Here is a 12,937-nt window from a genome sequence, read left to right as displayed (position 1 = left end):
GCGAAACGTCAAGTGCGAGTAGCACAGTCCTGGCTGACCGAGATCCTGCAGCGCACCACCCCCGAGTGGTCGGTGTCGGCGGAAGAGCTCGACGCGGGCTTCGTCCGGGTGGGTCTGGAAGTCGAAGAGATCGACAAGCTCGAGCCGATCGGCGGTGAGATCGACAAGCCACTGGTTGTCGGTCGCGTCGCCGAGATCACCGAACTGACCGAGTTCAAGAAGCCGATCCGCTTCTGCAAGGTCGACGTCGGCAACCCCGAGTTGCAGGAAATCGTCTGTGGCGCACGCAATTTCGCCGTTGGCGACCTCGTCGTGGTCGTGCTGCCCGGTGGTGAGCTGCCCGGCGGTTTCAAGATCTCCTCGCGCAAGACCTACGGCCACACCTCCAACGGCATGATCTGCTCGGTCGCCGAACTCGGCATCGGCAAGGATCATGACGGCATCCTGGTGCTCGAGCCCGGTTCCGCGCAGCCCGGCGACGACGCGAATGTGCTGCTCGGCACCGATGACACGATCATCGAGCTCAACATCACCCCCGATCGTGGCTACTGCTTCTCGGTGCGCGGCCTGGCCCGCGAACTGGCCTGCGGTTTCGACCTCGAATACGCCGATCCCGCCGTGCGTACGCTGCCCGGGGCCGAAGCCGAGGCCTGGTCGGTTCGCCTGGAAGACGACTCCGACTGCACCCGCTTCGGCGCGCGCCGCATCACCGGGATGAACCCGAACGCGGTGAGCCCGCTGTGGTTGCAGCGCAGGCTGATGCTGTCGGGCATGCGCCCGATCTCCCCGGCCGTCGACGTCACGAACTACGTGATGCTCGAACTCGGTCAGCCGCTGCACGCCTTCGACGCCTCGAAGCTGCACGGCGCCTTGGTGGTTCGCTCGGCGCACAAGGGCGAGACCCTGCGCACTCTCGACGACACCGAGCGCACCCTCGACGCCGAGGACGTGGTGATCGCCGACGATTCCGGCGTCATCTCCCTCGCCGGTGTCATGGGTGGTGCAAGCACCGAGGTCGGCGCCGAGACCACCGATGTGGTTCTGGAAGCCGCCACCTGGAACCCGCTAAGGGTGTACCGGACCTCGCGCCGCCACAAGCTCTCCTCGGAGGCGGGCAAGCGCTACGAACGCGTCGTCGATCCGGAGATCAACATCGCCGCGCTCGACCGCGCCGCGACCCTGCTGGCCGACATCACCGGTGGCACCATCGAATCCGCGCTCACCGATATCCGGGTGCCGCTGGAACCGGTCGCGCCGATCGCGATGGACATCGATCTGCCCGATCGCGTCGCCGGGGTCACCTACCCCGCCGGTACCTCGGTGCGCAGGCTCGCCCAGATCGGCGCAGGCGTCGAGATCGAGGTCAACGACGCGGGCAAGACCGAGCTGCTGGTGACCCCGCCGAGCTGGCGTCCTGACCTTTCTCAGCCCGCTGACCTGGTCGAAGAGGTCCTGCGGCTGGAAGGTCTCGAGCAGATCCCGTCCATCCTGCCGACCGCGCCCGGTGGCCGCGGCCTGACCGCGCTGCAGCTGCGTCGCCGCGCGGTGAGCCGGGCGCTGGCCTTCGCCGGTGCCGTCGAGGTGCCGCCGCCTGCGTTCCTGCCCGGCGGGGTGTTCGAGGTGTGGGGTCTGGACGCCGACGACCCGCGCCGCAACACCACCCGCGTGCTGAACCCGCTCGACAGCGATCGTCCGGAACTGCCGACCACGTTGCTGCCGGGTCTGCTGGAAGTGGCCGCCCGCAACATCTCTCGCGGTGCGCGCGATCTGACCATCTACGGCATCGCCCAGGTGGTCCAGCCCGGTTCCGAGACCCACGCGGTCGAGGCGCTGCCGGTGGATCGTCGTCCCACCGACGAGCAGATCGCCGAATTGAACGCGTCGCTGCCCGCCCAGCCGGTGCACGTGACCGCGGTACTCAGCGGTAAGCGCGACCCGCGCGGGCCGTGGGGTCCGGGCCGACCGGCCGAGGCCGCCGACGCCTTCGCACTGGTCGACGACATCGCCGACGCGGCCGGTGTCAGCATCGAACGCCGGTCCGCCGCCTACCTCCCGTGGCATCCCGGTCGCTGCGCGGAACTGCTCGTCGACGGCGTGGTCGTCGGCCACGCGGGCGAACTGCACCCCGCCGTCCTCGAGCGTGCGGGCCTGCCCCCGCGTACCTGCGCCCTGGAGGTCGACCTCGACGCCCTGCCGCTGAAAGAATCCCTGCCCGCGCCGACGATTTCGGCGTTCCCGGCAGTGCTGCAGGACGTGTCGATCAGCGTCGAGAAGACCGTCCCCGCCGCCCAGGTGGAAACCGCCCTGCGCACCGGCGGCGGCGACCTCCTCGAGAGCATCACCCTGTTCGACGTCTACGAAGGCGCCCAAGCGGGCGAGGGCCGCAAATCCCTCACCTACGCCCTGCGCTTCCGCGCCCCCGACCGCACCCTCACCGAAGACGAAGCCAGCGCCGCCCGCGACGCCGCTGTCGCCTCGGCCACCACCGCGGTCGGCGCCGAACTGCGCGGGTAGTTCCGCCCTCGACCTCGAAGGCCGCCCGGTTCTGCCGGGCGGCCTTCGTCGTCCAGCCGGGTGCTTTCACCCTCGAAGTGCCTCGGCGGGTTGGGCTGGATTCGGGGGCGGGATAGGTTGGTCGATGTGTCGATGATGAAAGGCGCCAACGTTGCGGTGCCTGCTGCCGCTGTCCGGGTGGAATTGGGTTGGCAGGCGGGGGCGGGGGTGCCTGATGCTGATGCGTCCGCGTTGTTGCTCGCCGGGGCGAAGGTGCGCTCCGATGACGATTTCGTGTTCTACAACCAGGCTGTGCATCCTTCGGGGGCGGTTCGGTACGAGGGCAAGCAGCAGGGGCAGACTGTTGTCGACGCGCTGTCGGTGAATCTCGGTCAGGTCGAACCGCAGATCGAGACGATCGTGCTCGCCGCGTCCGCCGACGGGGGGACGTTCGGGCAGTTCCGCGGGCTCTACATTCGGGTGATCGATGCGGCCAACGGTGCCGAGGTCGCGCGTTTCGACAGCAGCGGGGCCACTACCGAAACCGCGTTCGTGCTCGGTGAGCTGTACCGCAGGCAGGGTGCGTGGAAGTTCCGTGCGGTGGGCCAGGGGTACGACAGCGGACTGGCCGGGCTCGCTACCGATTTCGGCATCTCCGTCGACGACGCCCCCGCTGCTCCCGTGGCCCCACCGCCGCCCCCGCCGCCGGGCCAACCCTTCTCACCGGGGCAGCCGGGTCAGCAACAGTCCCATATCCCGCCGACGCAGCCGTTCATTCCCGCGCCCCAGCCGAATCGGCCGCAGTCACCCGTGCCGCAGCCGCCGAGACCGTTCAACCCCGCGGGACAGCCGGGCTCGTCCCAGCCGGGCCAACCCTTCGATACGGTCAACCAGCACGCAGCCGGTGTCCCACCCCAGCAGAACCCGCAATTCGCCCCGCCCGCAACACCTCCGGTCAACCTCGCCAAGGTGTCGCTCACCAAGGAAGCCCCGTCGGTCTCCCTGACGAAACACGGTGCCACCGGCGGCGTCATGCGCGTGAATCTGAACTGGACGTCGATGGCCGCCACCGGCCGCCTCTTCGGTAAACTCCGCGGCAAGAACATCGACCTCGATCTGTGCTGCTTCTTTGAATTGGCCAACGGCGCAATCGGTTCCGTGCGCGCCCTGGACCGCCGCTTCGGCGCCCTCTACGAACCGCCGTTCATCCATCTCGACCAGGACGACCGCACCGGCGCGAGCATCACCGGCGAGAACCTGTCGGTCAACCTCGACTGCACCCAGTTCATCCGCCGCATCCTGGTCTTCGCCTCGATCTACGACGGTGCCAGCGATTTCCGCAACGTCCACGCCACCGTGACCCTGCAAACGGCCGATTCCGCGCCTATCGAGATGACTCTCGACGGCTGCACCGACAACTCCCGCGACGCGGTGCTGTTCACCCTGGAGAACGTCAACGGTGCGTTCGTGGTGCGCCGCGAGGGCGCCTTCGTCCGCCCGCCCGCCGGTCAACCGGGTGGTGGCGTGGTGGAGATCGCCCGCCTCTACAACTGGGACTTCGGCTTCCAGGCAGGTCGCGGCAAGTGATCCGCCACCCCGCGACGCGCGTGCTCAACGCGCTGGTCTATCACCCCGAAAAGCATCTCGCCCAAACCCCGGCGGCGCTGGGCCTTGACTATCGCGATCTGACCATGCGCACCGCCGACGGCATCGACGTGCACGGCTGGTTCGTGCGCGCCGAGCGCTCGCGCGGCCACATCCTCTACGCGCACGGCAACGCGGGCACCATCGGCGACCGCGTCTCGATCATCGCCCTGCTGGTCGAAGCGGGTTTCGATGTGCTCGCCTTCGACTACCGCGGCTTCGGCCACAGCGCGGGCACCCCGAACGAACAGGGCACCTACCTCGACGCCAGAGCCGCCCGCCGAGCCCTGCTCGAGCAACCCGAAGTCGACCCCGATCAGGTCTACTACCTGGGCAAATCCCTCGGCGGCGGGGTACTGCTCGAACTGGCCGCGCAGTATCCGCCGAAAGGCATGATCCTGATGTCGACGTTCAGCGGCATGCGCGCCGCCGCCCGCTCGGTCTACCCGTTCCTGCCCGCCCCGCTGATCCCGAACGCCTACCCGAGCCTGCGCCACATCAAGAACCTGCGTGTCCCGATCCTGATGATGCACGGCGACCGCGACGAACTCCTTCCGCTGCGCCACGCCGAACGCCTGTACGCGGCGGCGTGGGAGCCGAAACAGCTGATCGTGGTCCCCGGTGCGGGCCACAACGACGTGATCGACACGCTCGGCGCCGAATGGGCGAAGATCATCGCCGACTGGGCAGCCGGGTAACGGACACCGGTCGCCCTCGCTGATTCTGCGTAGCCTGGCGGTATGAGCGAAACGAGCGAACTCCTCGGCCGCATGGCTGCGCTGCCCGACGACGAGCTGGTTGCGGTGCTGCGCGCCGCGGTCGCCGGCCGCCCCGGGCTCGGCGCGGTCGCCGCCGCACTGGCCGAGGCCGACTTCGGTGATGCCGAGACGGGTGAGCCTGTGACTCTGGACACGAACGTGATCGACGCGGATGTGGTGCCCGTCGCATCCGGGCAGGTCGGAGGCTCGATCCCGGTACCGCCGGTACCGTCCGGGCTGCCGGGGACCGGCGCACCCACCGCCACCGGCGGGTATTCCACTTCCGGAGTGCCGACATTCGACTCGGTTCGGGATAAGGTCGAGCAGCGTTTCGGCACCGCGCAGGGAATGGACGAGCTCGACCGGCAGACTCCCGCGGGTCGCAGCGTCGACGAACAATGGGAGGCGCGGGAGAAAGCCGCGCGTGAGCGGCTGGATCAGATCCGGAAATCGGTGCAGGGCAACGATTCCGGCGACAAGTAGCCACGCGTCCTCCCTCCAGCAACGACCGTGATGGGTGGACACGCACATGACTCAGGCGCGCCAGATCGCCGACCGACTGCTCGACGCGCAGGTGGACTTCCTGCTGGCCGAGGTGACCGGTGAACGCTTCGCCGAGGTGATCGCCCGCGACGTGGCCGCCGTGCTGGCCGTCGGCGAGACGATCCGCTTCGGCGACGTGGTCTCCCTGGAACAGGGCGAACAGACGGTGGCCACCGTCTTCGACCGCATCGGCGGCAGCCCGGTGATCGCCGATACCGTCGGCATCTTCTCCGACGCCATCTACGACCACATCGCGTCCAACACCGAATACACCCTCGGCGACGTCGTCGACCGGGAACCGGTGGAAGCGTTGCTGGAGAAGATCTTCGGCATGCACCAGGCGCAGGAACGGATCCTGGACCGACTCACCGAGAGCCCGCTCGTCGCGACTGTCGCCTCGCGATTCGTCGACAAGCTGATCGGCGATTTCGTGCAGGCCAATCGCGAACGTGCCGAGAAGATTCCGGGTGTCTCCTCGCTGATGTCGCTGGGTCAGTCCGCGGCCAACCGGGCCAAGAAGGTCGCGGCCGACAGCACCTTCGTCGGTGATCTCGCGGGCAAGGGCGCGCTGTTCGCGCTCAAGCGCACCAACAACGCGATCCGCGACATGCTGCGCGACGCGCCCGTGCACTCGGCGGCGATGGAATTCTGGGACCTGCACGCCGACGAACCCGTCGCAGGCCTGCGCGAATACCTCACCCAGAAGGACCTCAACGAACTGGTCCAGATCTGCTACGAGATCGCGGTGACGACCAGGGAGAAGGAGTACTTCGGCCTGCTCGTGCGTGAGTGCGTCGAGGTGTTCTACGCCCGATACAGCGACCACACCCTCTCGGCGATGCTGCCCGAACTCGGCCTCGACGCCGACGACATCAGCACCGAGATCCTGCGCTACGGCCCGGCCGTCATCGAGTCGGCCAAGCGCAACGGCGTGCTGGCCGGGCTGATCCGGGAGCGTCTCGAGCCGTTCTTCTACTCAGATCAGGTCTTGGAAATTCTCGGCGGCGAGGAAATAGGCGAATAACATTCGGTGGAATGCGCGCGACATAATCGTGATCGGCTGTTCGAGCGGCGACTCCTGATCGTTCGCGTCAAATGTGTTGTGCATCACGCCTTCTGGCGGCCTGTATATATCCGGCAGTGCACCGGCTGACCAACTCGCAGCCGGTGCGGGGAGTGAGCATTCGGCTACACAAACCCCGCTGCATTTCCGGCATGTTGAGATCAGCGCACGAATTGCTGCTTTACACCGTTCCGAATTGACCCCGCTGCGCGCGGAGTGCAAGTTTGCACCTGACTTTCCGTGGGCCACCGCGAATCACGTTGCGGTGGCATTGCAAAGGAGCAGGTGTGCGCGCACGTTCCCGGCCGAACCCGACCGGAACCCGATCGGATCACGGGGTGGTCGGCGCCGGGCTGATCCGGCCGCGCACCATTTCCGGTCAGCTCGCCAGGATCTTGGTGGTGTCGCTGGTACTGGTGCTGGCGCTGCTCGGGCTGACCATGTCGACACAGGTCAGCGCCTACCGTCGCAGTGGTGAGACCGTGGACGCCGTGGCCCTCGCGCTGGCCGCCCAGGATCTCGTGCAGCAGGTGCAGCGCGAGCGCGGTCTGAGCAACGGTCTGCTCGGTGGTGATCAACGCCTGCGCGAGCCCGTCACCGACCAGCGCGCGGGCACCGACAGCGCCCTGCGTGCCCTGGTCGACGCTGTCGCGGGCGGCCCACCCGGCGCGGGGGAGGTGCGCTCGGCGCTGGGGCACCTGGCGGGGATGCCCGCGATCCGCTCTCAGGTCGACAATCGCAATGTCACCCGGCAGGCGGCATTCCAGTTCTACACCGACGGCATCGACGCGCTGAATCGCCTCTCGCTCGGTCTCGACCAGGCACGCGACCCGGCCGTCCGGCACGGCCTACAGGCGCTCTACGCCCTGGGTGATGCGAAGGAGTTCGCGGCTCGCGAGCGTGGCTTCCTCAACGGCGTCTTCGCCGCCGGGGAATTCGCGCCGGGGGAGTACGTGCAGTTCCTCGACATCCGCGCTGCCCGCAATGCCGCGCTCACCGCGTTCGGTCACGACGCGACGCCCGCCCAGCAGGCTCGTCTGGACGCGGCGCTGGCGAGTGAGAATGCCACGCGGGCCACCGAATCGGAGAACATCGCGATCGCCTCGACGCTGGGACCGCTGGTTGCCCCGGTCGACCCGGCCGTGTGGTGGGCGCAGATGACCGCGGTCATCGACGAGCAGCGCATCGTGGCGCAGGTGATCGGCGATGACGTCGGCGCGCGTGCCGAGAAACTTCGCCGCGACGCCGCGCTGATCCTGGCCGGATTCGCCCTGGCGGCGCTGCTCGCGACAGCCGTCGAATTCGCGCTGGTCTCGGCCAGCGTCCGAGCCATCGTCCGCCCGCTGGCCCAGCTGGCCACCGAGGCCGACGACGTCGCCTCCACGCGACTGCCCGAGGTGATCGCGGCCTGGCACAGCGCCGCCGACGCCCACCCCGATCCGCCCGCCCCGGTGCGCACGCCGCCCGGTGCGAGCATCGAGATCGCCGCTGTCGCAGGCGCTTTGGATCGGGTGCAGACCACCGCGTTCGACCTCGCCTCCGAGCAGGCGCTGGTGCGGCGCAACACCACCGAATCGATGGCGAATCTGGCCCGCCGCAATCAGAACCTGGTGCGCCGTCAGTTGGGCTTGATCAGTGAGTTCGAACGCGAGGAACTCGACCCGAAGGCGCTGTCGAACCTGTTCGAACTCGACCATTTGGCCACCCGTATGCGGCGCAACGCCGAAAGCCTGCTGGTGCTGGTCGGCGAGGCCAGTCCGCGCCGGTGGGCCGAACCGATCGCGCTCACCGACGTGATCCGGGCCGGGCTCTCCGAGGTCGACGACTATCGGCGGGTGGTGCTGCGCCGGGTCGACGACATCGCGGTGACCGGCGCCGTCGTCAGCGAACTGGCGCACATGCTGGCCGAACTCATCGAGAACGGGCTGGCCTTCTCCCCGCCCGATCTCGAGGTCGAGGTCTACGGCCGCAAGGTCGCGGGCGGCTACCTGCTCGCCGTCGTCGACCACGGCGTCGGCATGCCCGCCGAGCAGCTCGCCGAAGCCAATGCCCGGCTGCGCGGCGAGCAGGACTTCATCGTCGCCTCCACCCGCTACCTGGGCCACTACGTGGTCGGTCGGCTGGCCGGTCGCCTCGGCATCGATGTGGAACTGAACACCTCACCGGTCAGCGGCATCGTCGCCCGACTACTGCTCCCCCCGTCCCTGCTTGCCGACGAAAAGCTCTCGCAGACAGCTGATTCCAGGAACGGCGCAGCCGTCCGGTCCGGGGCCGGCACAGGTGGGAATTCCGCTGAGCTCGCCTCGCCCGCGCGCAACGGCACCGCCGTCGGCGCGGCCACCCACGGACACAGGGGCGGTGCGGGGTCGGTGGTAGCGCCCGCGAGCAACGGCACGGCTCCGAGCAGGCCGACCAACGGCACCGCCCGTATGTCGGCGAACCAGCCATCGGTGGGATCGGTCTACGCCCAGTTCCTCAGCAGCACACCCGATTCCGCGCGGCGAAACGGATCCGCGCGCGGCGACGGCTCGGCCGGCGACAACGGCTCGGCCGGCGACAACGGCTCGGCCCACCCGCAACCGCGTGAGCTACCCGCTAGGGAATCCATCGGCACCCCCGCGGTCGAACGCACCCGCAACGGCCTGGTCAAACGCAGCAAACGCGCCAAGATCACCGGTGCGCCGGATCGACCCCGTCGCGACCCGGACGTCCGCCAGGACCGCACCCCGGTCGTCGAACGAACCCCCGATCAGACCCGCAGCATGCTGTCCTCGTTCCGCACCGGCCACGAACGCGGCGGCGCGACCGAAACCACTTCCATCCCCATCGATCCCGCCCGCTGACCGATCGGACCAGACCCAAGGAGACCCGGTGACCACCCACCTACCGACCGCCGATCCACACACCTTCAACTGGCTGCTCGGCAACTTCGTCCGCAACACCGACGGCGTGCGCGACACTGTCGCCGTCTCCTCCGACGGGCTACTGATCGCGATGTCGGACGGCCTCGACCGCGCGGGCGCCGACCGGCTCGCCGCGATGGTGTCGGGCCTGTCCAGCCTCGCCCGGAGTGCTTCGCGCAGTTACGATTTCGACGGACTCAAGCTGATCATGATCGAGATGCAGCGCGGATTCCTGCTCGTGTCGGCACTGGGCGACGGCAGCTGCCTCGGCGTGATCGCCGACGGCGGTTGCGATGTCGGCCTGGTCGGCTACGAGATGGCGATCCTGGCCGAACGCGCCGGCGCGCTGCTCGACCCGCTGCTGATCAGCGAACTGCGAGAGTCGTTGCGCAGATGAGAGATCCCGATCTCCCGCGGTTGCCCGACCCGCGCATGATCCCGATGAGTCGGCCAACGGGCTGGCGTGGCCCGGTTCCGGCGGTGCCGGTCACCCCCACCGATCACGACGATGTCGATGACCGCTTCGTTCGTCCGTTCGTGCTCACCGCGGGCCGTACCGTCCCGGTGCTGGACGGCCTGCGCATCGAAACCCTCGTCCAGGCGCCACCGTCCGCGCTGTCGGCACCGCTGCGGTTCGAGGAGCGCACCGTTGTCCAGCTGTGCCTGACACCACATTCCATCGCCGAAGTCGGTGCCGCCCTGCGGGTTCCGATCGGTATCGCCAAGGTGATCGTCAGCGATCTGGCGGCGGCGGGCCATGTGACCGTCCGTGACGCGCCGGAACTGTCGACCGCCGCCATCGAGAGGATCCGTGACCTTGTCCGCGCACTGTGACCCACCAGCTATGCCGTCCTCGGTGAAGATCGTGGTCAGTGGCGGCTTCGGCGTCGGCAAGACCACCTTCATCGGTGCCATCTCCGAAATCGAGCCACTGGTCACCGAGGCGTCGATGACCGAAGTCTCCATCGGCATCGACGATCCCGGCCGCCGCGCCGAGAAGACCGCCACCACCGTGGCTTTGGACTTCGGCCGGATCACCCTCGACAAATCACTGATCCTCTATCTCTTCGGCACCCCCGGCCAGGACCGTTTCGTGTTCCTCTGGGACGACCTGGTCGACGGCGCCCTCGGCGCGGTCATCATCGTCGACACCGGCCGCGTCGAAGACTGCTACCCCGTCCTGGACTACTTCGAAGAACACCACACACCCTTCGTCGTGGTGGTCAACCGCTTCGCCGACGCCACCCAGTTCGACCTCGGTGAAGTGCGCGAAGCCCTCGGCCTCGACGACTGGATTCCGGTCCTCGACTGCGACGCCCGCGACCGCGACTCCGTCCGCGACGTCCTGGTCGCCCTCCTCGAGCAGGTCCTGCTCCACCGCGTCCAACCCCGCCATCAGGAGGTCAGCTGAGGTAGCACCTCGATGTCAGCGACTGCCGAGCGGCATGCCGAACAGAGACGCGAACTTCGCGGCGAGTGTGTCGCCGAGGAAGTCGAGGGCGCCGGGGGTGGCGGCCATGGTGCCCGCGTCGGAGGTGGTGCAGCCGGCGGGGGCGGGGACGCCGTCGAGACGGTCGCGGAGCCAGATCAGTGCGGCCGGGCCGCCGACCACTTCCGCGACGATGTGTTCGCTGGCATGGTCGCGGGTATAGGTCAGCGACGTGTTCGGATCGCGGCAGTAGGTGTCGACCAGGGTGTCGGTGGCGGCGAGGGGCAGGATCTCGTCCCACGCGGAATGCCAGATGAACAGCGGCATGTCGGGCACGGACTTGCCCATCTTGGTATCGGCGAGCATGGCCGCGACCGGTGGGTCGAGTGGGCCGTCGCCGGACGCGATCATGGCATCCAGGTTCAGGAACGGCAGCAGCATCGACTGGTACTGCACGCACAGCGACGATTTGACGGCGGTCAGGCCCTTGCCGAGCGGGTCGAGTCGCTGGTCGAGGTAGGCGGCGAAGTCCGGGTACTCACGGGTGAGCCCGATGACGGCGGCGTAGACCAGACCCGAGGTCAGCTGGTTGTTCGACATCCGCAGTGCCGCATAGAGATCCGCGCCGACGCCACCTTCGGCCACGCCGACGATGTTGAGCTCCGGTGCGTAGGTGGCGTGCAATTCGGCGGCGTGGCCGGTCGCGATCGAACCGCCGGAGTAGCCGTAGAGCCCTACCGGCGCGGTCGATCCCGCCTCGAGCGGTGCGAAGCTGGTGGCCGCGCGAATGCCGTCGAGGGTGATCCGGCCCGCCAGCGGTCCGGCCGCGTACGCGGAGTTCGGGCCCTGATGATCCGGCACCACCACCGCCCAACCCTGTGCCAGGGCCGCCTGCGCGAAGAGGAACTCGGCGGGCACCACGATCTGACCGGCCAGCGGAGCCACTGAAAGATGTTGTAGCGCATAGGAAGGCGCGCAATAGCCCGCAGTCGAATCCTCGGCCATCTGGACCGAGAGCAGTTTGCGTGGTTCCACGGCCTGCCCGCGCGGCTTGATGAGCGTCGCTACCGCCGGGATCGCCTCATCGCGACTGTTGTTCGAGCGGTACGACACCTGCCAGGCATCGACATCGATCGGCAGGAGGCCGAAATCGGCGACGTTGACCTGCCGGACGGCGATGATCTCGCCGGGCGCGGTCGCCGCGACTGTCTCGGCAGCCGGGAGGTAGAAGCCGGGATCCAGTTCCGGCGGTAGCGGAATGACCGGGGCGGGAGCGGCGGGTGCAGGTTCGGCGGCCGCGGGGCAGGCCGCCATGACCGATGTCGCCGCGACAACCGCAGCCGCCATGGTGAACCACCGGGAAGCGGTAGGAGATCTCATCGTGCGCAGTCCTCACATTTTTTGAGACACCATCGTCTCAATGACGGAGACTATGACACGTGTGTGGCGTAGATCGCAATCAGTCGCCGGCGGATGTCGCCGAGATCAGGCTGTTCAGGATGGTGGAGAAGACGTCGACCAGCTCGTCGACGGGCGGGCGCGGGTCGTCCAGGCTCCACTGGTGCACGGCACCGTTCACCGCCCCGATGAACGCCGCCATCGGCACCCGCCAGCCGCCGGGCGGCATCCGCACCCCGTCGCGCCCGGCCGCGATCGCGGTGACCACCGCACCCCAGCGGTCCCTGACCTGCGCCCGATACTCCTCGATATCGGGGCTCACCCCGACGATGTCGACGAAAGCGACTTTGGCACAACGGATGTCGTCGGTGATCGCCTTGGTATACGCCCGCACCGCCGCCTCGATGAGCGCGCGCAGATCGCCGGATTCCGCCGCCGCCAGCGCTGCGGCCACCGCCGCCCCGGCCTTGTCCTGGACGGAGTCGTACACCGCGACGAGCAGTTCCTCGCGCCCGGCGAACTGCTCGTAGAACTGCCGACGCGACAGTCCCGCCGCCGCGCACACATCGGTGAGCGAACTGTTGGCGTACGACTTCGCCGCGAAAACGGTCAGCCCCGCGTCGATGAACAGTGCCCGGCGCTCGACCTGTCGTTCGGCGACCGAGGTGCCGGTGTAGTTGTGTCGGGTCCGCCCAGATGTCACCCC

At 68.3% G+C, this 12,937-nt stretch carries 11 protein-coding genes; 9 read left to right on the top strand and 2 right to left on the bottom strand.

The window, feature by feature from the left end; translation table 11 throughout:
• The first annotated feature begins 12 nt into the window (after positions 1-12).
• The 9 genes from pheT (at position 13) to ACLJPD_RS30290 (ending at position 10,815) form a co-directional block, all read left to right on the top strand.
• Positions 13-2,514, top strand: a complete 2,502-nt coding sequence (gene pheT / locus ACLJPD_RS30330; protein WP_410876675.1) for a phenylalanine--tRNA ligase subunit beta — start codon at positions 13-15, stop codon at positions 2,512-2,514.
• A gap of 132 nt (positions 2,515-2,646) precedes the next feature.
• Positions 2,647-4,080: a TerD family protein gene (locus tag ACLJPD_RS30325; RefSeq protein WP_410876888.1), complete on the top strand. Its 1,434-nt coding sequence runs from the start codon at positions 2,647-2,649 to the stop codon at positions 4,078-4,080.
• A complete protein-coding gene (locus ACLJPD_RS30320; RefSeq protein ID WP_410876674.1) occupies positions 4,077-4,835 on the top strand; it encodes an alpha/beta hydrolase in 759 nt (252 codons plus the stop codon). Before ACLJPD_RS30325 ends, ACLJPD_RS30320 begins: the two co-directional genes overlap by 4 nt.
• Positions 4,836-4,877: 42 nt before the next feature.
• Entirely contained in the window at positions 4,878-5,378 is a 501-nt protein-coding gene (locus tag ACLJPD_RS30315; protein ID WP_410876673.1) for a hypothetical protein, read from the top strand.
• 46 nt (positions 5,379-5,424) lie between these two features.
• On the top strand, positions 5,425-6,462 hold the full coding sequence (locus ACLJPD_RS30310; RefSeq protein WP_410876671.1) for a hypothetical protein: 1,038 nt from the start codon (positions 5,425-5,427) through the stop codon (positions 6,460-6,462).
• Positions 6,463-6,788: 326 nt separating this feature from the next.
• The gene (locus tag ACLJPD_RS30305; protein ID WP_410876670.1) at positions 6,789-9,344 is read left to right on the top strand and encodes a nitrate- and nitrite sensing domain-containing protein; all 2,556 of its coding nucleotides are present in this window, start codon (positions 6,789-6,791) and stop codon (positions 9,342-9,344) included.
• A gap of 28 nt (positions 9,345-9,372) precedes the next feature.
• On the top strand, positions 9,373-9,801 hold the full coding sequence (locus ACLJPD_RS30300; RefSeq protein ID WP_410876669.1) for a roadblock/LC7 domain-containing protein: 429 nt from the start codon (positions 9,373-9,375) through the stop codon (positions 9,799-9,801).
• Positions 9,798-10,238 carry a DUF742 domain-containing protein gene (locus tag ACLJPD_RS30295; protein ID WP_410876668.1) on the top strand — a complete coding sequence of 147 codons (441 nt, stop codon included), beginning with the start codon at positions 9,798-9,800 and terminating at the stop codon, positions 10,236-10,238. Before ACLJPD_RS30300 ends, ACLJPD_RS30295 begins: the two co-directional genes overlap by 4 nt.
• A 31-nt stretch (positions 10,239-10,269) precedes the next feature.
• Positions 10,270-10,815 (top strand): GTP-binding protein, encoded by a 546-nt coding sequence (locus tag ACLJPD_RS30290; protein ID WP_410876886.1) that lies wholly within the window; start codon positions 10,270-10,272, stop codon positions 10,813-10,815.
• Positions 10,816-10,830: 15 nt separating this feature from the next.
• Here ACLJPD_RS30290 and ACLJPD_RS30285 read toward each other — a convergent pair whose 3' ends face one another.
• Positions 10,831-12,213: a lipase family protein gene (locus tag ACLJPD_RS30285; RefSeq protein ID WP_410876666.1), complete on the bottom strand. Its 1,383-nt coding sequence runs from the start codon at positions 12,211-12,213 to the stop codon at positions 10,831-10,833.
• Positions 12,214-12,292: 79 nt separating this feature from the next.
• A complete protein-coding gene (locus ACLJPD_RS30280; RefSeq protein ID WP_410876665.1) occupies positions 12,293-12,934 on the bottom strand; it encodes a TetR/AcrR family transcriptional regulator in 642 nt (213 codons plus the stop codon).
• Positions 12,935-12,937 lie beyond the last annotated feature (3 nt).

The sequence above is a fragment of the Nocardia sp. A7 genome, assembly GCF_046549215.1.
In the GTDB taxonomy this organism is placed as follows: domain Bacteria; phylum Actinomycetota; class Actinomycetes; order Mycobacteriales; family Mycobacteriaceae; genus Nocardia.
The sequence above is the reverse complement of the archived record's forward strand: the minus strand, read 5'-3'. Positions and strand labels throughout refer to the sequence as shown.

Excerpts from the sequence above, each read along its gene's own strand:
- ACLJPD_RS30325 (WP_410876888.1), top strand. The coding sequence starts at position 2,647 with ATGATGAAAGGCGCCAACGTTGCGGTGCCTGCTGCCGCTGTCCGGGTG.
- ACLJPD_RS30315 (WP_410876673.1), top strand. The coding sequence starts at position 4,878 with ATGAGCGAAACGAGCGAACTCCTCGGCCGCATGGCTGCGCTGCCCGAC.
- ACLJPD_RS30310 (WP_410876671.1), top strand. The coding sequence starts at position 5,425 with ATGACTCAGGCGCGCCAGATCGCCGACCGACTGCTCGACGCGCAGGTG.
- ACLJPD_RS30295 (WP_410876668.1), top strand. The coding sequence starts at position 9,798 with ATGAGAGATCCCGATCTCCCGCGGTTGCCCGACCCGCGCATGATCCCG.
- ACLJPD_RS30285 (WP_410876666.1), bottom strand. The coding sequence starts at position 12,213 with ATGAGATCTCCTACCGCTTCCCGGTGGTTCACCATGGCGGCTGCGGTT.